The organism is Mesorhizobium australafricanum (assembly GCF_033977265.1).
GTDB lineage: Bacteria > Pseudomonadota > Alphaproteobacteria > Rhizobiales > Rhizobiaceae > Mesorhizobium > Mesorhizobium australafricanum.
On sequence record NZ_JAVIIT010000018.1, the window covers coordinates 61,787 to 82,941 of the forward strand.

Sequence of the window (21,155 nt, forward strand, 5' to 3'; positions counted from 1 at the left end):
GACGATGAGCTTTTTGGGGGGGCAAGTTGTCAACGTGCTGCCTCTGACCGTGAGCGCTCCCGCGACCTATGCGCTACAGCATGGTCTAGCCTCCCGCTTTCCAGGAAAAGCAATTTCATGATAATTGTTACCGCAAGCGACAATAACTTTGTGCCCGGGCTTTTTGTATTCATCTTTTCTGCTTGGGTTCATAATCGCGGGGCGAAATTCCTTGTTATCGACGCAGGAATAGAGCCTGCCACCGTGATAGAGCTTCGCCGTTTTTGTGAACGAAATGGAATTGATTGTCAGCTCGTCCAAGCAGATGGCAAGCGGATTTCCGATCTGCCGACAAGAGGCAAGCTGCTGACCACTGCCGCATATGCCCGGATACTCATTCCCGAGATATTGCCTGATTGTGATAAGGCCATCTACATGGATGCGGATACGCTGGTGGTGTCCGATCTCAGCGACCTCTGGTCGGCGGACTTGGGCGACAATTTGGTCGCCGGCGTGATTGACGGCTTCGTCGAGCAGGAGGAACTCGATGACGTCGGAATGTCCCGGAATGAGTACATCAATTCCGGTGTCCTGACGATGAACCTCGCCGCATGGCGCAGCGAAGGCATTGCGGACAGGATCTTTGCAAAAGTTCGGGAAACCGCCCATTCGCGATACCTCGACCAGACAGCCTTGAATACGGTGGTGCGCGGACGAGTTCTTATCCTGGACAGGGAATGGAATTTCTTTTCAGACCGGTATGTGCAAATCGAACGGCGGCTTCCCAAGGTGATCCACTATGCGGGATCGGCCAAGCCCTGGCGCTACAAGCGCGTGCCTTTTGCGGATGTTTTCAATTTCTACAGAACCATGTCGGGATTGAATATTCCTGCGGGAACAATGGTTTTGAAATCCGCCCGTAGACGAAAGATGATCCTTGGCCTCATAGGGTTGAGAAGAAAATACTGGTCTTCCGCCCTGGCAACTTACTACTACCGCCGTCGATTTACCAAGCCGCACCTAAGAAGCTTGAATAAGATGTTCTCGAAGGTTCCGTTGCCGCGGCAATGTTCGACTGCTGCGCCGTAACGAGACGCGCCGTTCCCATAATTTTCAAGTCTTAATGTTCTGCAAGGCCGCGATTGGCGGCCGCGACACGGCATGTAGCAGCAAAGAACGCTGCGCTCGCCGGTGCTGGCAAAGCATAGCAGCATCACCACGAAGCTCTATTTATTCACGAAACAGGCGGGTTTTGCATAATCGTCATGCTGATCTTCGGTGCAAACTTGCGGCCTTTAACCAGCCGCTGACCGATAGCCCGTGGGCGCGGGCCAATGTGCGTGCGAGGTGTGATGAGTTCATAAACCCACAGGCCAACGCTATGTCGGCGAGCGACGCTTCTTTCGACGTGGCAAGCAGGTCCAGGGCCTTGTGCATGCGACGTTGGATCAGCCAGCGGTGCGGAGGAACCCCGGTTCTTTCCCGGAAGGCACGGACGAATTGTCTTTCGGACATTGCGCATTCCGAGGCAAGTTCCGCGAGCGACAGATCGCTGCCAAGCCGGGAGTCGATAAGCTCCTTGACGAGGCTTTCCTCGAGCGTCGAGAGAGACGGCCATTTCGACTGTCGGCCGGCGCTTGTATTCCTGGCGAATGTTCGGGCCAGGTACGAAGCGGTAGCGATCGTAACGTGGTCCACAAAAAGACGCGTGGCTTCTGCCGGACGTTCAAAGGCCGGGAGCAGCGAAAGTCCCAAGCCACGGATCACAGGGTCGTTGATCCCGGTGCCCGGATTGTGGTGGAAGTCGGCGATCGGCGCCAGATCCTCCCTCTCGGATATCGCGTCGAGCGCCACCCGTGGAAAATAGAAATGCAGATTGCGGAACCGGCTGACGCTGTTGACCACGGGGCTGCACCGCAGATCGTAGATGCATGTCGTGCCGGCCGCCAGGAAACTCGTATCGCGCGCCTTTCCGTCGATCCATAGGTCATGGGCGGGACAATCGAGCAGTTGCAGCGTTACAAGGAAAGCATCTTCGCGAGGGATCGGCACCGTCATTCCGTTGTTTTCAAATCCGCAATCGATCTCGGTGACTGCAAATGCACTTTTTGGCAGGCTCCGCGTCACAAAGGCCGGAGCACGCCCGAGACGGAACGTTTCGGCCAGCTGCTCCCCGTATGCTCCCCGCTGTCGCATGCGAGTTCTCATTCCTAAAGCTGTTCACGACGGTCACGGCTCTCACAATCTCGATTTTCCGCCTGTCGTCACCTGGTTGAATGTTAACGAATCCGCTTCGTGGCTATTTCAGAAAGGGAACGCGTTTTGTCTGAAAATGACGCAACTCTCACGATCTCGCGCCGCCCGAATTGCGTGGCGACGGGGGCGAATATATTCGTTTGATACCTTGAGCGGGTGTCTCCTGCTCGATCCGTGCACGAATCTTGATAAGGCAAGGGCTTCAGGCCCTCTTCAGCGGGAACTGACATGGCTCCACGTGAGGCTTATGGTCGAAGACTCGGAGAGCGCTTCGGGATTGAAGATGCCCCCGTCCTTGTCACCAAAACGCTTAGCAAGGCCGAATTGGCGGTCACGCATATCAAGGGCGATTTCTGGTCCCCCGTTCGCACAAGCTCCATACCCGCGGAGGATTCCTATCTCATCGCCTTGCAGATACGGGGGTGCGACCATCATGAACTATGGTTCGATGGCAAAGCCTTCGGGCATGCCCCCTACCAGGCCGGCGCCACGTTCTTCTATGACCTGACGCGAGATCCGATAGCGGAGATGCGGGAGCCGTTTCAATCGCTGATGTTCTATCTGCCCAGGACAGCACTCTACGCATTTGCCGATGAGATGGATGCACCGCGCGTTGACGAGTTGACGTGTACCCCAGGTGCCACGGTCGATGACATTACGATCCGCAATCTCGGCTTTTCGCTTCTCACCGCATTCGATCACCCCGATCGCGTTGGCCGCCTTTTCGTGGACCATGTGACGCTCGGAATCGGGATTCACATCGCCACGACTTACGCAGGCATCAAACACGTCTCCAAGCCGGTGAAAGGCGGATTGCCTACCTGGCAGGAGCAGCGTGTGAAGGAGCTTATGAGCGCCAACCTGGACGGAGAAGTCCCGTTGAGAATGCTCTCGAACGAATGCGGCCTTTCGGTCGGCCATTTTTCCCGTGCGTTTCGCGCTTCAACCGGGATGGCGCCTCATCAATGGCTGTTGGCAAGGCGCATCGACGCCGCCAAGGCTCTTTTGCGGCGTGGCGGCAAATCGCTGTCGGAGGTAGCGCTTGCGTGTGGTTTCGCCGACCAAAGTCACTTTACCAGAACCTTTACCAAAGTTACGGGCGTAAGCCCGGGAGCCTGGCGGCGTGAGGTTGGCGGCGCTTAAGGTCCAAAGTGCCGGTTTTTTGCGTGTGCCGACTGGCTGCAGCTTGCCGGCCGGATGGCGGGTCAAACAACCCGCCATCCTTGCCGTCGGCCTCCTGGGGACGGGAGGCAGGCCAGGCAGATTCACGAGCCGGCGAGCGCGTTCACGTCGGCGCAGAACACCGCATACGGCTTGCTCATCGCCGCATCGTTGCATTCCCGCTTCACTTCATCGCGCATGTCGTCCGGCATCGACATGAACACCTTCTTGAACTCAGGCAGGGGCTTGCGGCCGCAGCGCCGGAAAGAAGGGAAACGGCGGCGACGCCGAGACAGGTCGATTTCAAAGACATGACATTGTCCTGTTGGTTTGCGGTTCCGCCTGGCGGACCGCGATTGTCGGATCGAGGATGATGGATTACGCGGTAATGCTCTGCGAAATCCGATGCGTGATGGCGGCGTGTTCGGTGAATGCGAACAGCGCAAGGCTGGCGAGCTGTCGTCCGTGCCGCTCGTCAACGCTCTGCGAACCGGCCGAGTTCTTCAGGTAGGCGGACGCGAGGTCCCGCAGGAACACGTGGTTTTCGTACTCGGCGCCGATATAGGCCTTGTCGAAAGCGACCCCTTCAGAATTGCGAATGTGGTCGAGCACTCCCAACGCGTCCTTGCCCATAACCGGCGTGGCGACGCCGAGGTGGTTCAGCACATCGATGACCGTTTCGGCTTCCATGAGCTCGTAGGTGGCGAACTCCTTGGCATCAGCACGAACCGACTGTTTCAACGCGATTTCGCATGCCAGGCGAGAGAGGTCGGCGCGGCCAATCACCTGCTTGCCGAACTGTTCGACGGTCTTGATGGTCGAAAAGTCGAGTGCAGCCGCTTTCACCTGAGAAAGCGCGGAGATGACAGGGATTGATACTGCCGCGGCTCCCATAGTAATTCTCCTTTCTAGGGTTGAGTTTCCAAATGCACTTCACGACATGGTGGACCTACACACCATTTCTAGGAAGTGACGGCGGGAGACTATTGGAGATTTCGGCTATCGTATTTTAAGATACGAACGGGTTTTGGACATTTATAACATTTGTAACTCGATCCGGGCGCCTGGACGTTTTCCACCCGGCATTGACTTTTCCTGCCGGGGCTGAGTTGCGCACAGTCTCGTCGGGCACCCGCGCCAACGTTCCCGTAATGTTCTTGCCCAGAGCGAAAATCTGTGGTTGTGTAGTCTGATCTCACTCGCGGCTTGATCGCAAGGCCGCCCGCGAGCCGGTATTGGGGGCTTTGAAAATGGTGGCGCGGGTTCGCACGGTCGCTTTCCAGGGCATCGAGGCCGTGCCGGTCGATGTCCAGGTGATGGTCGGGCCGGGCAAGGTCGGCATGCAGATCGTCGGCCTGCCGGACAAGGCGGTGGCCGAAAGCCGCGAGCGCGTGCAGGCGGCGCTGCATGCATCGGGCCTGTCGATGCCGTCGAAGAAGGTGACGGTGAACCTCGCGCCGGCGGATCTGCCCAAGGAAGGCAGCCATTACGACCTGCCGATCGCGCTCGGCCTGATGGCGGCCCTCGGCGCCATACCCGGCGACATGCTGGCAGGCTATGTGGTGCTGGGCGAATTGTCGCTCGACGGCACCATCGCGGGCGTGGCCGGCGCGCTGCCGGCGGCAATCGGCGCCAACGCCGAAGGCAAGGGCCTGATCTGCCCCTTTGCCTGCGGGCCTGAGGCGGCCTGGGCGGGCAAGGATTTCGACATTTTGGCGCCACGCAGCCTGATCGCGATCGCCAACCACTTTCGCGGTACCCAGGTGCTGTCGCGGCCCGAAGCCGGCATCCAGCTCGCGGCGCGCGACCTGCCTGACCTCGCCGACATCAAGGGCCAGGAAAGCGCCAAGCGGGCGCTCGAAGTGGCGGCCGCCGGCGGGCACAACCTGTTGATGGTCGGGCCGCCGGGTTCGGGCAAATCGATGCTGGCGCAGCGCCTGCCCTCGGTCCTGCCGCCGCTGGCGCCGAAGGAGCTGCTGGAAGTGTCGATGATCGCTTCGGTGGCCGGCGAGCTCGGCGAAGGCAAGCTGACCGACCGGCGGCCGTTCCGCGCCCCGCATCATTCGGCCTCGATGGCGGCGATGGTGGGCGGCGGCTTACGCGCGCGGCCGGGCGAGATCTCGCTCGCCCATCACGGGGTTCTGTTCCTCGACGAGTTGCCGGAGTTCACGCCGCAGACGCTGGATGCGCTGCGCCAGCCGCTGGAGACCGGCGACTGCATGATCGCGCGCGCCAACCACCGCGTCACCTATCCGGCGCGCATCCAGCTGGTGGCGGCGATGAATCCGTGCCGCTGCGGCATGTCGGGAGAGCCCGGCTATCGCTGCCTGCGCGGCGACCGCTGCCGCACCGACTACCAGGCGCGCATTTCCGGCCCGCTGCTGGACCGCATCGACCTTCGGATCGAAGTGCCGGCGGTCTCGGCAAGCGACCTGATCCGGCCGGACAAGGCGGAGACAAGTGCTTCGGTAGCGCAGCGCGTGGCGCGGGCGCGCGCCATGCAGCGCGAACGGCTGGAAAAGCTGGGCGCCGGCACCACCACCAACGCGCATTGCCCGCCTTCGATCATCGAGGAGATCGCCAAGCCCGACACGGCCGGCCTGACGCTGCTCAAGGATGCCAGCGAAAAGCTCGGCTTTTCGGCGCGGGCCTATCACCGCGTGCTGAAAGTGGCGCGGACGCTGGCCGACCTCGACGCCAGCGAGACGGTCGGCCGCATCCATCTCGCCGAGGCGATTTCTTACCGCATGAGTGCCGAGCGGATGGCGCAGGCGGCGTAATCACAAAGGATCGCAAGGGCCCAGGTCCGCTTCTCCATCGGCTCCCGGGGCTTGCGTTCCGTCTTCAATCGGCCTCGGGGATCAGCTTCCGCAGCGTCGGCGCCAGGATCATGCCGAAAGCCGCGGTATCGCCATAGGCTCGCGCGGAAAGCATGGCCCCGTGCACGGTCGCCATGAAGGCCTCCGCCTCGGCGCGCGGCGCGGCGGAGATTGTCAATGTGCCTTGCCCGGCGCCGCGCTCGATGACGCCGGTCAGCCACCCCGAGAGAAACCGGAAATACGCTCGGACCTCCACGGCAATTTCGGGCGGAAGAGCCGGAAGCTCGCTGGCGAGCAGGGCGCAGACGCAGAACGGCCTGCTCGCATCCTCAATGCACTGAGCCCAGAAGCCGGTATAGGTTCGAAGCAACGCAGGCGGGTCAGGGACATTGCGCTCAAGCTCCGTCATGCCCGTGACGGCATCCTCGAGGTAACGCCTCACCAAGGTTTGCACCAGGTCGACCTTGCTGGGGAAATGGTGGTGGATGCTGGCCTTGCGGATACCGATCACCTCGGCGATGTCCGCGTAGCTGAACCCGTCATAGCCGCCGGCGACAATGAAGGTTCGCGCGGCGGCCAGGATGTCATCGGCAGTGTTCGAGGGCTTGTTCATAGACCTGCCTAACTTCCAGCGGAGGAAACCTCAACGCGCGACCTGTCGCGGCTTGCGAAGGACATCGCTCACGGAAAGCCACACGGCGGACACCAGGAAGTAGAAGGCGCCGAAAGCGGCATAGGGCGCAACGTTGGCGATGCCGATGGCCTCGGTGCCGCCGGCCATCTTTACGAAGAACAGGCCGGCCAGCGCCGACTGGGCGCCGCTCAGGATCATCGCCCATTGCGCACCGTTGGTTTTCCAGCGACGCACGGCGGTGAGAAGCTGAAAGGCGCCGGAGAAAACGGCCCAGACGCCATAGACCGAGAGCACCGTATTCATGCCGCGGCCAAGCGCGATGGCGACCGCGATCGCCGTGACGATGCTGACGATAAAATTAAGCAGCTGCGATTTGTTGCGGCTGAGTCCGCCGGTGCGCTTCGCATCGATATAGTTGGCGAGCGCGTCCCATACTGGATAGGCCACCAGCATGACAGCGGCGAGCGGTGGACTGTTTTTCGCGACGGTGAAAGCCAGCGCAACCCAGGCCGCCGATACGGCAAACCGCAGGAAATAATAGCTTTTGAGCCAGGCGTTTGATGACGGGGCGCGGCTCTGATCATTCATTTGTGCAGGCATGATGGAGATCTCTCGTTTGAATTACCTACCAACTAGTAGGTAGATTCGTGATCGTCAAGGCATCGCCGATCACCTCGACATCTCATTTATGTGACGATCGTTCGCTTATGGCCGCGCTGGCCGCCCCCAGCGGCGACATCGCTTCGTGGCGTTGGAATGAGGCGGCGCGCTTCACGCAGGACCCCACCCCCGGCCCTTCGGGGCCACCCTCCCTCAAGGGACACTCAAGGGGAGGGGGACGCCGGCGCTGTCTCAGTCCTGCGCCTTCAGCTCCAGCCGCCGCTTATGCAGCACCGGCTCCGTATAGCCATTGGGCTGGCTCGTCCCCTTGAACACCAGGTCGCAGGCGGCCTGGAAGGCGATGGAACTGTCGAAGTCCGGCGCCATGGGGCGGTAGAGCGGGTCGCCGACATTCTGGCGGTCGACGATCGCCGCCATGCGCTGCAGCGAATCCCTGACCTGGATTTCCGAGCACACCTTGTGGCGCAGCCAGTTGGCGATGTGCTGCGAGGAGATGCGCAGCGTGGCGCGGTCCTCCATCAGGCCGACATCGTTGATATCGGGCACTTTCGAGCAGCCGACGCCCTGGTCGATCCAGCGCACGACATAGCCCAGAATGCCCTGCGCATTGTTGTCGAGCTCGCGCTGGACCTCGTCCGGCGTCCAGTTCGGCCGCACCGCCACCGGCACGGACAAAATATCGTCGAGCTTCGCCTTCGGCCTGCTCTTCAGCGCCGCCTGCACGGCGTACACATCGATCTTGTGATAATGCGTGGCGTGCAGCGTCGCCGCCGTCGGCGACGGCACCCAGGCAGTGTTGGCGCCGGCCCTGGGGTGCGCGATCTTCTCAACCAGCATCGCCGCCATCAGGTCCGGCATCGCCCACATGCCCTTGCCGATCTGGGCATGGCCGGCCAGCCCGCATTCCAGCCCTATGTCGACATTCCAGGCCTCATAGGCGGAAATCCAGGCGGCCTGCTTCATGTCGCCCTTGCGGATCATCGGGCCGGCTTCCATCGAGGTGTGGATCTCGTCGCCGGTGCGGTCGAGGAAGCCAGTGTTGATGAACACCACGCGCTCCTTCGCGGCGCGTATCGCTTCCTTGAGGTTGACGGTGGTGCGCCGCTCCTCGTCCATGATGCCCATCTTGATGGTGTTTTTCGCCATGCCGAGCAGCACTTCCACGCGATCGAAGATCTCGACGGCGAAGGCGACCTCTTCCGGCCCGTGCATCTTGGGTTTCACCACATACATCGAGCCGGCGCGGGAGTTGGCGCGGCGGCCATTGATGCCGACATCATGCAGCGCGATCAGCGCGGTGATGGCCGCATCCATCATGCCTTCCGGCACCTCGTGGCCGTCGCGATCGGTTATCGCCGGATTGGTCATCAGGTGGCCGACGTTTCTCACCAGCATCAGCGAGCGGCCGGGGAGCAGCAGCTGGCCGCCGTTCGGCGCCGTGTAGCGGCGGTCCGGGTTAAGCGTGCGGACAAAGCTCTTGCCGCCCTTGGTGATCTCTTCGGAAAGATCGCCCCTCATCAGGCCGAGCCAGTTGCGGTAGACGACGACCTTATCCTCGGCGTCGACAGCGGCGACCGAATCCTCGCAGTCCTGGATGGTGGTCAGAGCCGATTCCAGGATGACGTCGGCAATGCCGGCGGGATCGGTCTTGCCGATCTGGTTGGCGCGGTCGATGACGATCTCGATGTGGAGCCCGTTCTTGACCAAAAGCACGGCTTCCGGATTCTCGGCATCGCCGCGATAGCCGGCGAACTGCTTTGGATCGGCGAGCGTGGTGGCGCCGGCGCCCTCACTGGCCTTCAGAGCACCGTTGGCGACGGACAACCCGTTGACGCCGGCCCATTTGCCGGTGGTCAGCGGCACCGACTGGTCGAGGAAATCCCTGGCCCAGGCGATCACCTTGGCGCCGCGCGCCGGGTTGAAACCCTTGCCCTTCTCGGCGCCGCCGGTCTCGGGAATGGCGTCGGTGCCGTAGAGCGCGTCATAAAGCGAGCTCCAGCGCGCATTGGCGGCGTTGAGCGCATAGCGCGCGTTCATCACCGGCACGACGAGCTGCGGCCCGGCGACGACGGCGATCTCAGGGTCGACATGCTCGGTCGAGACGCTGAAGGCCGGCCCTTCCGGCACCAGATAGCCGATCTCCTTCAGGAAATTCTTGTAGCCTTCCATGTCGATCGGCGCGCCGTTCTGGCGGTACCAGCCATCGAGCTTTTCCTGCATGGCGTCGCGTTTTGCCAGCAGCGCGCGGTTCTTCGGCGCAAGGTCGTGGACGATCTCTGAGAGGCCGGTCCAGAATTTCTCCGGGTCGACGCCGGTGCCGACTGCTGCCTCCTCGGCCACGAAGTCATGGAGCTCCCGGGCAATCCGCAACCCGGCGATCTCGATGCGATCGGTCATCAGCACGTCTCCAGATAGGTAGGCTTGCCGGGCCTTTGGCATGTTTGGGGGTCAGGGGTCAATTCGGCTTAGGGTGAAGGCTTCCTTCTCCCCGTTCACGGGGAGAAGGTGGCGGCAGCCGGATGAGGGGCGGCGCGGCGCTGACAATTAACATGCGGCGGCGTGTCGGTCGGGGAGAACAAGAGCATACGCTAGCGCCGCCCCTCATCCGCCCTTCGGGCACCTTCTCCCCGTAAACGGGGAGAAGGAAAAGGCGCCTCACACCGCAATCCTCGGCCGCCCTGATGCCACCGCAACCACATGCGCCTCGATGAACATGCGCTGGCCCTCGATGGTCGAGACCTTGAACTCGGTGGCGAGTTCGATCTCGGCATTGTCGGTGCCGGCATCCTTGGCGCGTTCGGCAACGATCGCCCGCACATCGGCTTCGGCCGCGGCGATCGCTTTTTCCTCCTCGGTGAAGTCGCGCACCGTCTGGCCGGAGGCGAGGCGGAAGAGGCCTTCCCTGGGCTGGCTGACGCGGGCTTCGGCTGAGACGCGCACCTGGCCGACCACCGCGCCGAGCGCGTTGGCGACATCGGTATCCTCCGGCACGATGCAGCCATTGCCGATCAGCGGCGGCAGGCCGGCATAGTGCAGCGGCGCCGAGGCGCCGAGGCCGATGACCGGGCGGTCGAGCGCGACGGTGAAGCGGGCGATGCCGGGATGGGCATCGACCGCGCGCTGCACCAGCGCATGCGCGACGGTCGCGGCACCGTCCAGCCCGTCCTCGGCGAAAGCGGTCTCCAGGATATATTCGGCCGACCAGCGGGTCAGCGTGACAAGCACGCGCTCGGCCAGCGCTTCCGGCGTCGCGGCGATCGCCTGGCCGCGACCGTCGCGGCGGCGGGCGAAAAGCTCGGCGCCGAGGCGGGCGGTGGCTGGATCCCAGTTCGACTGCTTGCCCAGCACATGGGCGGCGTCGGACGGCGTGAAGCCCGATATATGCACGAGCCCCCGCGCCACGAGCCGGTTCAGCGTGGCGTTCTGCGCGTTGGAAGCAAGCAGCCTGTCGAGCGCCAGCGGGGTGGCGCCGATCGTCTCATAGAGTTTCGCTTCCGGCCCGGTGAGGCCGGCGGCGAGCCGGTCCGGCACGCCGGTGCGCACGGCAAAGCGCCCGTCCATGCGGCCGGGATTGGGCGCGCGCAACTGCCGTTCCAGTTCCGACGTCACCGCCTCGCCATGCACCAGGCCAGCCAGCGCGAGCGGCACCAGGCGGCGCGGTCCGAGCAGGATCTTCGGGTCGAGCGCGCCGTCCTCCAGCGTGACTTCGGAATCGCCGCCGAGGCCGAAGGTGCGCATGGCGACCGCCTCGACCATGGTGCGGAAGCCGCCGACGGTGGCGCCTTCGGGATCGAGACGCGGCCGGCCACCATCGAGCACTGCGACATCCGTGGTGGTGCCGCCGATATCCGAGACCATGGCGTCGTCCAGCCCGGTCATGTGGCGGGCGCCGACGAGGCTGGCGGCGGGGCCGGAGAGGATGGTCTCGATCGGCCGCTGGCGGGCAAAGGCCGCCGAGACCAGCGCGCCGTCGCCACGCACCACCATCAGGGGCGCGGCGATGCCGCGTTTGGCGAGGAAGCCTTCGGTCGCCGCGACCAGCCGGTCGATCATCGAGATCAGGCGGGCGTTGAGCAAGGTGGTGAGCGCGCGCCGCGGCCCGCCGAGCTTGGCCGACAGCTCATGGCTGGCGGTGACCGGCAGGCCCGTGATGTCGCGAATTAGGTTCCGCGCGGCCAGCTCATGCGCCGGATTGCGGGTGGCGAAATAGGCGCAGACGGCGAAGCCCGACACCGAACGCCCAAGCTCGGGAAGGGCTGCCTCGAGGCCGGAAAGATCGAGTTTTGCCGCATTGCCGTGCACGTCATGGCCGCCGGGGCAGAACACCACCGGGTCGGTGCCCAGAGCCGTCTTCAGCCCGTCGCGGGCAAGATCGGCCTCGGAAAAGCCGATCATGACCAGCGCCACGCGCCCGCCCTGGCCCTCGACCAGCGCGTTGGTGGCTAAAGTCGTGGACATCGAGACCAGCTTTATCGCGGCCGGGTCAGTGCCGGATTTCTCCAGCACCGCATCGACCGCCCCGGCAATGCCGACGGCGAGATCGTGGCGCGTGGTCAGCGACTTGGCCTTGGCCAGCACCTTGCCTTTGGTAGGCTGATTCAGGGGCCCACCCTCTTCCGACCACAGCACCGCATCGGTGTAGGTGCCGCCGGTGTCGATGCCGAGGAAGAGAGGTTTTGGCTTGGCGGTCATTTTGAGGGGGCAGTCCGGGACAAGAGGATCGGGTGCCTGCCCCTTAGCCGATACGGCGTTGCGGATAAAGAAGGGAGGGATGGGCCAAGGGGCGGCGTTGGTGCTGAGGAGGATTGATGAGACGCTGGCGCGAGGCACCCCCCTCTGTCCTGCCGGACATCTCCCCCGCAAGGGGGGAGATCAGATGTCGCGCCCGCTTTCGCCAATCGCCAACGCCGCAGAGAGAGCGCCGGCGCACCCAACTGCCGATCTCCCCCCTTGCGGGGGAGATGTCCGGCAGGACAGAGGGGGGTGCTGTCCCGCCGGCCTCTCAAATCATCAAAGCAGGAGATCGGCTCCGCCGTCGGTGCCTCCTACTTCGCCGTGACGGTGCCCTTCATCGAGACGTGGATGGCGCAGTGGAACGGGTGCGCGCCGGCGGCCGATATCTTGACCTTGGCGCTCTTGCCTTTGGCAAGCTGGCCGGAATCGAAGGATCCGTCATCCGCCGTGGCAGTATGCGTCATCGGGTCGGCATTGGTGAAGGTGATGGTGTCGCCGACGGCGACGCTGACCTTCGACGGGTTGAATTTCATGCCCTTGATCTGGACCGCGTGATTGGCGGCATAGGCGGGCATGGCCAGGGCAAGCAGAGCAAGAACGAGCATGGTGCGCATGATGGATATCCTCCTGAATGCGAAACCTCATCCTTAACTAACGCCGGCACGGCGCTTTTCATGCCACGAACCCCACTCTTTTATGCGAGCCATCGCAAAACGGCTTGTTGGCCGAGTGGCCGCAGCGGCAGAGGAAGACTTTTGTGGTGCGGGCGATGGTGTGGCCGGTGCCGGTGACGATTTCGGCATTGCCTTCGACCTTCAGCGGGCCGTTGGCGGTGGGCGTCACGTTGAGCGGGCCATCCCGCGCTTCCAGCACCTGCGCTTCCTTCAGCGGCGGTTCGCCTGTGGCGGTGAAGCCGGCCTTGATGTGGCTGTTGTCGCAGAACGGCTTGTTCTGCGACAGGCCGCAGCGGCAGAGCGTGGCGCGAAAGAAGGTCTCGTCGCCCAGCACGATCTCGGCATGCACCGCCAGCGGGCCGTTTTCCCTGACGCGCACGGTGTTGACCGCCGGCGGCTTCTCCTGCGGCCCGCCATCCTTGCGGTTGTAGGTGATGGCGCCGGACGGGCAGTTTTCCGCCAGCGCCACGACCTGATCGACGCTGGCCGCTTCCGGATGGATCCACTCGCCCGGCGCGTTGGGCACGAAGACATGCGGGTTGCCGAGCACGCAATTGCGCGAATGGATGCAGCGCTTGCCGCTGAAACCGACGTCGATCTTCTCGCCTTCGACCGTGCCTGCCATTTGGGTAGGGTTCTCCTGTTGATGGGAGACAGGCTAGGGCGGCGGTGGGAACGGCGTCAAGCTGGCCGGATGCGCAGCTTCTCCTTCTCACCCCACAGGGGGAGAAGGGAAGAGGCGCCGCTACTCCTGCAAATCGATCTCCTCGGTCTGCCCGCCGCTGCAGGTGTAGCAGCAGTCTTCGCAGGTTTCCTTGTTGTTGGGGCCGACGCCCCAATAGGTTTCCTCGTCGCCGTCGACCCAGGCGCCGTAGCAGATCTTTTCGCCCTCGTTGCAGGAGATCGGCAATTGCTTGGTCTCGCCGTCGTCGAGGTAGAAATCCTTGCCATCGCCCGGCCAGACATAGTCGCGGTCCTGGCTGTAGAGCTCGACGCGCATGGCGTTGGGGTGGTTGTTCTTGATCTGGAAGGTGACGTCGCCGGCGTGAGCGGCGGGCACGAACAGGACAGCAAGCGAAAGCGCGGCGGCAAGGCGGCGCGCGAAAAGGATCGACATGAAAACCCCCGGGGTCGAATCGGCCCCCACGGCCGATCGCGGGATGATGGCACGATGCGGGCCGCTGCCAAGGGGTGGGGCGAAAATAGCTGAGTGAATTGGGGAATTGGCGCGGCTTCCCCTTCTCCCCTTGTGGGAGAAGGTGGATCGGCGCCTTAGCGCCGAGACGGATGAGGGGTGTTCCAGCTTGGCAAGGGCGTTCGCCATCGTTACCGCCAAGGTTGCAAACCTTCATCTCTCACATAAGCGATGATGGTATCGCAAACTGCGTCCAACTCCTTCAAAACATCGTCGTTCCAGAAACGCAGCACCCGGAATCCTCTCGACTTCAGTTCGGCGTCGCGCTCCTGGTCACGGCGCGATTCCGCATGCTGGCTGCCGTCAATTTCGATAATCAGCCGCGCTTCTGCGCAAAGAAAATCGGCCACGAACCGGCCGATCGGAACCTGACGACGAACTTTGATATTGTCGAGACGGCGGCTGCGCAATTCATGCCACAGGCGATCTTCCGCCTCGGTCGGCTCACGGCGCATCGACCGGGCGAAATTCCGTTTGGCCGGGGTTACAGGCTGGTGCGGCATCAAAGCAGACTACGCCAATGTTGATGACGGCTCCAATACCCGGTGCCTCACTCCGCTGGAACACCCCTCATCCGTCTCGGCGCTGCGCGCCGAGCCACCTTCTCCCACAAGGGGAGAAGGGGAAGACCCCCCGCTTACTCCGCCAGGTCCACCGTCTCGGTCGAATGCTCGGCGCAGATGAAGCAGCAGGTGTCGCAGGGCTGGTCGTTGTCGGGGCCGACGCCGGCGGAGACCTGGTCGTTGCCGTCGACCCAGGCGCCCCAGCAGATGTGCTCGCCCGGCTCGCAGGAGATCGGTACGGATTTTCGCGCCTTCGGCCGGATGAGGTAGACCTTGTCGTCGCCCGGCCAGACTTTGCCGCTGTCGCGGCTGAACAGTTCCACCGCGACGCCGTCCGAGCGCTTGTTGCGCACGAAGACGGACATGTCGGCGGCGAAGGCCGGCGTGGCGAGGAGGAGGAAGGCGAGCAGAGCGCGAATCATGGCGGGGTCCCCGAGGGGGAGTAGAGCACGGGTGGAACGTGGAAGCATCCTCACCCGGATTGCCAGCCGAATTGCGAATGGCAATTCGGGGGAATCCGACCTCTCCCCGAGGGGAGAGGAGATCGCCGGCGCCTCAGCTGCCCTTCTCCCCTCGGGGAGAAGGTGGCCGCGAAGCGGCCGGATGAGGGGGAGCCCTACCGCCTCACCACCACATGCGGCGCGAAGGTCTTCACCGCGTCCACAAGGTCCTGGCCGCGCACGTCGAGCGAGGAGATCTCCATGTGCACAATGGTCTTGCCGAAGGGCATCAGGCCGAAGGCGTTGGCGGCAGCGTATTTGATCTCGTCTGGCGGCTCCTCGGTGAGCTCGAAATTGAGCATCGCCGCGCCCTTGCCGCCGGCGGCGAGACGCACGCTCATGACTTTGTTCCACGGCACCAGCACGTCGCCGGCGCGAGCATCGCGGAAGCCATGGCTGTCAAGGGTGACCTTGACCGACGTGTCGAAGGCGCCGCGCGCGATGAAAGCGCCGAGCGCGAGGCAGGCGAGGCCGAGCAGCGCGATCCACAGCACATGCCCACCATCCGCGCCCGAGGCCACGCCCTGCAGCGCGCCGAAGCCGAAAATGCCGCCGATCAGGAACGGCCCGAGCGCCGGGAGAATCTTTCCCGAGGGGCTGTTGCGGAGTTCGAGCGGGGCGGCCATTTTTCGCCCATTCAACGCCCGGATTTCAACAGCGTCCAGATCCAGCCGATGAAGGTGAGGACCAGGAACGGATAGCCGAGCGCCGGCAGCGGCGCCGAGGTGGGCAAAAGCGGCGCGCCCCACAGGATCATCGCCGCCGAGACGGTGAAGAGCAGGGCCGCAACGAAAGCGGTGAGCCGCATCCAGAGCGCGAAGGTGGCTTGCGCGCTGACCATGACCAGCCCCGCCGCCCAGAGCGCTATGCCGCCGACATAGGAAGGCACGCTCGCCTGCAGGCCCGCCGCATTGCCGGCCAGAAGCAGGCTTTCGCCGGCGAGGAACGTCAGGAAGCCGGCCGCGACGAGATCATTGCCCAGCCGCTGGTATTTCATGGTGAGAAGTGCTGCCGCGACGACCACGCCCACGCCGTCGATGGTCCACAGCGTCTCGCGCAGCGCGTCGCTGGCAACGAACGTGCCCCCCATGCCCAACGCGCCGCCGATGGCGAGGCCGATCGCGGCGACAGTGTCTGAGGTGGAGCGCATGTGGTGTCTCCCGAGCCGGGGAGGAGGATACGCCGATGTGGGGCGACGGTGAAGGTAGGGATGGAATGCCACCCCGCATCACGTGTAGGTTGTGTTATTCTATTCGGATCGAATCGGTCGCTGTACTCTCGGGGAATTGTCTGTCGTTTATTGGCTTGGTCTGTTCGCGTGGATGATTCAAATCAATCTCAGCAAGCTTTGGCGGCAGTCCTGACCGCATCTACCGATGGGTTACCCGAGCCATATTTCATCGCCTACTTCGACGAAGCTGGCGATCCTGGCATTAAAACAGTTGCACCTATTGACCCTAACGGTGCCAGCGAGTGGTTTTCTGTCGGCTGTGTTGTTGTTCGTGCTTCCAATGAGCCGAACTTGGTCAGCCTCATCCAGTCCACGAAGGCTTCGATCTACTCTACGCAAAGCCCTGACCTCCATTTTCGAAATCTCGTAGAACATAAAAAGAAGTCAGTTTGCGACGCGCTGGCGGCCTCGCCATGCCGAATGTTTGTAGTCGTCTCCAACAAAAAGAACATGCGAAGGTATCGCAACCCCAAAGCCGAGGCGGTCTCCCTGCACCCTAACAATTGGTTCTACAACTACTGTATCCGAATTGTCCTTGAGCGTTTAAGCGAGTGGTGTGCGAATTGGTCTACCCGAGAAACTGGAGAATCAAAACTCGTCAAATTGGTTTTCTCCCGTCGCGGCGGACATTCATATCGACACGTGGAGACATACACGCACTTGCTCGCGAAACAATCCGAGCTAGGCCGGATATATCAGACCGCGAAGGTGCCAGATTTTCGGGTTCTAGATCATCGATTGATCGACGTCATCGATCACAACAAGAGTGCCGGCTGCCAAATAGCGGACGTCGTCGCCAGTTCCTTTTTTCAGGCTGCAAATGCAGGAGCCAAGCGCTGGAATACGGAGTATGCTGAAGCCCTGAAACCTCGAATAGCGTCAAATAAGTACGGCTACTCTCACTTTGGAGTTACGTTGCTGCCGTGGCGAAACTGGACGCTAGACCTAACAGAGGCCCAAAAAAAGATATTCCGATTCTACGGCTACCACATATGAAAGCGGCGGGTCCCGGCCTTGTTACCATCGGGGGCTTATAGGCCACCATCCGGTGGGCAACCGTCCATCCGACTGCGACATCTACGATGCCGCCCAAGGGTGCTCCGGCGTACCCCGCCGGGGCATATGTTAGCGCATGGCCGAGAAAAAATCAAACGAATCAGTCGCTTAGTGACGGTTGCTTATAACCCATTGAGCGGACTCGATTTTCTCGTCGACAAGCGAACCCCTGGTACGAAACTTAACTGTGGCGCCGGGCCGCAACCTGTCGTCGAAGGCTTCCATTGATTCACTTGTAGGAGGTTGGCGGCTTGCTCAACAGCCCGCTCTCAATCCCCCATCTTCAAGGCCTGAATAAACGCCTCCTGCGGAATATCCACCTTGCCGAACTGGCGCATCCGCTTCTTGCCCTCTTTCTGCTTGTCGAGCAGCTTGCGCTTGCGGGTCACGTCGCCGCCGTAGCATTTGGCGGTGACGTCCTTGCGCAGCGCCGAGATGGTTTCGCGGGCGATGACCTTGCCGCCGATCGCGGCCTGGATCGGGATCTTGAACAGGTGGTGCGGGATCAGCTCCTTCAGCTTCTCGCACATGGCGCGGCCGCGCTTTTCCGCGGCCGTGCGGTGCACCAGCATGGATAGAGCGTCGACCGGCTCCTCATTGACCAGGATCGACATCTTGACCAGGTCGCCCTCGCGATAGTCGGTCAGATGATAGTCGAAGGAGGCGTAGCCCTTGGAGATCGACTTAAGCCGGTCGTAGAAATCGAACACGACCTCGTTGAGCGGCAAATCGTAGGTCAGCATGGCGCGTTTGCCGACATAGGAGAGGTCGGCCTGGATGCCGCGCCTGTCCTGGCAGAGTTTCAGGATGCCGCCGAGATAGTCGTCGGGCGTCAGGATGGTGGCGCGGATCCACGGCTCCTCGATCGAGGCGATCTTGACCACGTCGGGCATGTCGGCCGGGTTGTGCAGTTCCTTGACCGTGCCGTCATTGAGGTTCAGGCGGTAGACGACGGATGGAGCTGTGGCGATGAGGTCGAGGTTGAATTCGCGCTCCAGCCGCTCCTGGATGATCTCCAGATGCAACAGGCCGAGGAAGCCGCAGCGATAGCCGAAGCCGAGCGCGGCCGAGGTTTCCATTTCATAGGAGAAGCTGGCGTCGTTGAGGCGCAGCTTGCCGACGGCGGCGCGCAGGTCCTCGAAATCGGCGGCGTCGACCGGGAATAGGCCGCAGAACACCACCGGCTGCGCCGGCTTGAAGCCGGGCAGCGCCTTGGCCGTCTGGCGGCGGTCCTCGGTGATGGTGTCGCCGACGCGGGTGTCGGCCACTTCCTTGATCGAGCCGGTGAAGAAGCCGAACTCGCCGGGGCCGAGCTCGTCGACATTGACGCGGGCCGGCGTGAAGACGCCGGTACGCTCGACCAGATATTTGGCGCCGGTGCCCATCATGCGGATGGTCTGGCCCTTCTTCAGCACGCCGTCGATGATGCGCACCAGCACGATGACGCCGAGATAGGCGTCGTACCAGCTATCGACCAGCATGGCCTTCAAGGGGGCCGCGATGTCGCCCTCGCGCGGCGGCGGCAGCTGGTGGACGATCGCCTCCAGCACGTCCGGCACGCCCAGGCCGGTCTTGGCCGAGATCAGCACGGCGTTGGAGGCATCGATGCCGATCACCTCCTCGACCTGCTCGCGGATGCGCTCGGGCTCGGCCGCCGGCAGGTCGACCTTGTTCAGCACCACGACGATCTCGTGGTTGTTGTCGATGGCCTGATAGACATTGGCGAGCGTCTGCGCCTCGACGCCCTGGCTGGCGTCGACGACCAGCAGCGAGCCCTCGCAGGCGGCGAGCGAGCGCGACACTTCATAGGCGAAGTCGACATGTCCGGGCGTGTCGATGAGGTTGAGGATATAGTCCTCGCCATTGTTGGCCCGGTACTTCAGCCGCACCGTCTGCGCCTTGATGGTGATGCCGCGCTCGCGCTCGATATCCATCGAGTCCAGCACCTGCTCCTTCATGTCGCGCGCCTCCAGCCCGCCGGTGAGCTGGATCAGCCGGTCGGCAAGCGTGGATTTGCCATGGTCGATATGGGCGACGATGGAGAAATTGCGGATGTGGTCGAGCGGGGTGGTCATGCGGCGCGCTTTAGCAGGGGCAGGGTTGAGGGGCAAGCGGCGGGGGCAACTGCTGATCTCCCCCCTTGCGGGGGAGATGGCCGGCAGGCCAGAGGGGGGGGTGCGACGGATCGCGGCGTTGATCCCATTTTTTTCGGGCTTTTCAACCCTAACCGATTGCCCACGCGTGAGCATCCGCACTGGATGAAATGTTGGGCGGGACAGCACCCCCCTCTGCCCTACCGGGCATCTCCCCCGCAAGGGGGGAGATCAGCTGTACTACACGTCCCGCTCACGAAACATTCAAAGCGCTTAAACATTCATGCACCGCTTTAGGCCATCTTTCGCCCCCGGATGGTAAACCGGCTCCGCCGCGACGACGAAGGCCCCAAGAATGTCCAGTTCTGCCCGAAAGTTCAGCCCGGCTGGGGCGGTGATGCAATTCCTCGCGTGCCGCGACGGCTCGATGATGCCGATGATGGTGCTGATGACGATCCCGCTGGTGACGGCCATCGGCTTCTCGGTCGACTACACCTCGGCGGTGACGACCCGCAGCGACATGCAGAACGCGCTTGACGCGGCGATCATCGCGATCACCACGCTGCCGACCACGACATCGCTGTCCGACCGCCAGACGGCGCTGCAGCAGGCCTATGTCGCCAATAGCGGGCAGGGCGCGGCGACGCTGACGGGCGTCAATGTCGATACGTCCGGCACGGCGACTTTCACCGCCACGGCAAGCTACCCGATGCCGACCAATTTCATGCAGATCGCGCGGATCAACACGGTGCAGGTCGGCGTCGGCGCCTCGGTGCGCAAGAGGCCGGCGCTGGTGCAGACTACGTTCAAGGTGACGCTCGCCTCCGGCTACTGGAACAAGACGATGTCGCTCTACGGAACCAGGTTCGGTCAGACCGCCGCCAACAAGCTGATGACGATCACCTATAACTACAATGGCGCCGGCGATCCGAAAGGCTATGGCACTACCGTAGTGAAGACTGTGAACGGCAGCACGGAGACAGCAGTGCAGCAGCAGTTGTGCACCACCTCGTCGGTGAGAAATTTCAACAATCTGCCTACGGGGGCGATCACCCAGACCGACGGCAATGGGCAGAAATACGTGACGACCTGCGCCAACACGATGTATCCGGCGAGCAGCGCGGGCGCGGTGATCGATGTCAGCCAGATGGACCAGCTCTATCTCCAGATGGACGTACCGGCAGCGGCCACGGCAAGACCGCCGCAGCCAACCGTGCTCAAATCGAATGACGCGGCAACATCGAACCGGCTGTATGCCGACAAGGTCGAGATCCCGAACGGTCAGGTCGTCGACATCTTCACGCTGGTGCCTTGCGGTCAGACGAGCACTCAGGCTTGGGAAGACGGCGGATCGGCCGTGCCGACGCCCACCGCCGTGGGCGATTCCCAAGCCGACTTCTTCTACACCGTGCAAGGCAAGTGCGCCTACAACCAGCGTCCGTCGGAGACGGTGCTGACGCAGTAGCTCTTCCCCTTCTCCCCTTGCGGGAGAAGGTGTCGCCGCAGGCGACGGATGAGGGGTGTTCCAGGGAACGCCAGCGTCTCACTCCGCTGGAACACCCCTCATCCGTCTCGGCGCTATCGCGCCGATCCACCTTCTCCCACAGGGGGAGAAGGCAAGAGACTCAATCACAAACCG

The 21,155-nt window shown here is 62.8% G+C and carries 19 protein-coding genes; 5 read left to right on the forward strand and 14 right to left on the reverse strand.

What is annotated here, in order from left to right:
• Positions 1 to 117: 117 nt before the first annotated feature.
• On the forward strand, positions 118 to 1,068 hold the full coding sequence (locus tag RFM98_RS26385) for a glycosyltransferase family 8 protein (RefSeq protein ID WP_320311536.1): 951 nt from the start codon (positions 118 to 120) through the stop codon (positions 1,066 to 1,068).
• A 174-nt stretch (positions 1,069 to 1,242) separates the two neighbouring features.
• Here the strand turns inward: RFM98_RS26385 and RFM98_RS26390 are convergent, their stop codons facing one another.
• Positions 1,243 to 2,175, reverse strand: coding sequence for a helix-turn-helix domain-containing protein (locus RFM98_RS26390; protein WP_320311537.1), 933 nt, complete (start codon positions 2,173 to 2,175; stop codon positions 1,243 to 1,245).
• 288 nt (positions 2,176 to 2,463) lie between these two features.
• On the opposite strand from RFM98_RS26390, the gene RFM98_RS26395 reads away from it, so the two are divergent.
• Positions 2,464 to 3,378 carry a helix-turn-helix domain-containing protein gene (locus RFM98_RS26395; RefSeq protein WP_320311538.1) on the forward strand — a complete coding sequence of 305 codons (915 nt, stop codon included), beginning with the start codon at positions 2,464 to 2,466 and terminating at the stop codon, positions 3,376 to 3,378.
• 396 nt (positions 3,379 to 3,774) lie between these two features.
• On the opposite strand, the gene RFM98_RS26400 is transcribed toward RFM98_RS26395, so the two are convergent.
• Positions 3,775 to 4,290 (reverse strand): DUF4142 domain-containing protein, encoded by a 516-nt coding sequence (locus tag RFM98_RS26400; RefSeq protein WP_320311539.1) that lies wholly within the window; start codon positions 4,288 to 4,290, stop codon positions 3,775 to 3,777.
• A 356-nt stretch (positions 4,291 to 4,646) separates the two neighbouring features.
• Here RFM98_RS26400 and RFM98_RS26405 point away from each other — a divergent pair, with 356 nt between their 5' ends.
• Positions 4,647 to 6,176 (forward strand): YifB family Mg chelatase-like AAA ATPase, encoded by a 1,530-nt coding sequence (locus RFM98_RS26405; RefSeq protein WP_320311540.1) that lies wholly within the window; start codon positions 4,647 to 4,649, stop codon positions 6,174 to 6,176.
• Between the two features lie 64 nt (positions 6,177 to 6,240).
• On the opposite strand, the gene RFM98_RS26410 is transcribed toward RFM98_RS26405, so the two are convergent.
• From RFM98_RS26410 to RFM98_RS26460, 11 genes are all read right to left on the reverse strand, one after another.
• Positions 6,241 to 6,828 carry a TetR/AcrR family transcriptional regulator gene (locus tag RFM98_RS26410; protein ID WP_320311541.1) on the reverse strand — a complete coding sequence of 196 codons (588 nt, stop codon included), beginning with the start codon at positions 6,826 to 6,828 and terminating at the stop codon, positions 6,241 to 6,243.
• Between the two features lie 30 nt (positions 6,829 to 6,858).
• Positions 6,859 to 7,449 (reverse strand): DUF308 domain-containing protein, encoded by a 591-nt coding sequence (locus RFM98_RS26415; RefSeq protein WP_320311542.1) that lies wholly within the window; start codon positions 7,447 to 7,449, stop codon positions 6,859 to 6,861.
• 252 nt (positions 7,450 to 7,701) lie between these two features.
• Positions 7,702 to 9,867 (reverse strand): malate synthase G, encoded by a 2,166-nt coding sequence (locus RFM98_RS26420; RefSeq protein WP_320311543.1) that lies wholly within the window; start codon positions 9,865 to 9,867, stop codon positions 7,702 to 7,704.
• 258 nt (positions 9,868 to 10,125) lie between these two features.
• On the reverse strand, positions 10,126 to 12,162 hold the full coding sequence (locus RFM98_RS26425; RefSeq protein WP_320311544.1) for a hydantoinase/oxoprolinase N-terminal domain-containing protein: 2,037 nt from the start codon (positions 12,160 to 12,162) through the stop codon (positions 10,126 to 10,128).
• Positions 12,163 to 12,515: 353 nt separating this feature from the next.
• On the reverse strand, positions 12,516 to 12,818 hold the full coding sequence (locus RFM98_RS26430; RefSeq protein ID WP_320311545.1) for a cupredoxin domain-containing protein: 303 nt from the start codon (positions 12,816 to 12,818) through the stop codon (positions 12,516 to 12,518).
• Positions 12,819 to 12,876: 58 nt separating this feature from the next.
• Positions 12,877 to 13,503, reverse strand: coding sequence for a CDGSH iron-sulfur domain-containing protein (locus RFM98_RS26435; RefSeq protein ID WP_320311546.1), 627 nt, complete (start codon positions 13,501 to 13,503; stop codon positions 12,877 to 12,879).
• Positions 13,504 to 13,623: 120 nt separating this feature from the next.
• On the reverse strand, positions 13,624 to 13,995 hold the full coding sequence (locus tag RFM98_RS26440; protein WP_320311547.1) for a hypothetical protein: 372 nt from the start codon (positions 13,993 to 13,995) through the stop codon (positions 13,624 to 13,626).
• Positions 13,996 to 14,204: 209 nt separating this feature from the next.
• Entirely contained in the window at positions 14,205 to 14,576 is a 372-nt protein-coding gene (locus RFM98_RS26445) for an endonuclease domain-containing protein (protein WP_320311548.1), read from the reverse strand.
• Between the two features lie 134 nt (positions 14,577 to 14,710).
• A complete protein-coding gene (locus tag RFM98_RS26450; protein ID WP_320311549.1) occupies positions 14,711 to 15,058 on the reverse strand; it encodes a hypothetical protein in 348 nt (115 codons plus the stop codon).
• Positions 15,059 to 15,252: 194 nt separating this feature from the next.
• Positions 15,253 to 15,762, reverse strand: a complete 510-nt coding sequence (locus RFM98_RS26455) for a hypothetical protein (protein WP_320311550.1) — start codon at positions 15,760 to 15,762, stop codon at positions 15,253 to 15,255.
• A gap of 11 nt (positions 15,763 to 15,773) precedes the next feature.
• Positions 15,774 to 16,286, reverse strand: coding sequence for a hypothetical protein (locus tag RFM98_RS26460; protein ID WP_320311551.1), 513 nt, complete (start codon positions 16,284 to 16,286; stop codon positions 15,774 to 15,776).
• A gap of 168 nt (positions 16,287 to 16,454) precedes the next feature.
• On the opposite strand from RFM98_RS26460, the gene RFM98_RS26465 reads away from it, so the two are divergent.
• Positions 16,455 to 17,363 carry a DUF3800 domain-containing protein gene (locus RFM98_RS26465; protein ID WP_320311552.1) on the forward strand — a complete coding sequence of 303 codons (909 nt, stop codon included), beginning with the start codon at positions 16,455 to 16,457 and terminating at the stop codon, positions 17,361 to 17,363.
• Positions 17,364 to 17,692: 329 nt separating this feature from the next.
• Here RFM98_RS26465 and lepA read toward each other — a convergent pair whose 3' ends face one another.
• Positions 17,693 to 19,498 carry a translation elongation factor 4 gene (lepA, locus tag RFM98_RS26470; protein WP_320311553.1) on the reverse strand — a complete coding sequence of 602 codons (1,806 nt, stop codon included), beginning with the start codon at positions 19,496 to 19,498 and terminating at the stop codon, positions 17,693 to 17,695.
• Positions 19,499 to 19,913: 415 nt separating this feature from the next.
• Between lepA and RFM98_RS26475 the strand changes: the two genes are divergently transcribed.
• A complete protein-coding gene (locus tag RFM98_RS26475) occupies positions 19,914 to 20,981 on the forward strand; it encodes a TadE/TadG family type IV pilus assembly protein (RefSeq protein WP_320311554.1) in 1,068 nt (355 codons plus the stop codon).
• Positions 20,982 to 21,155 lie beyond the last annotated feature (174 nt).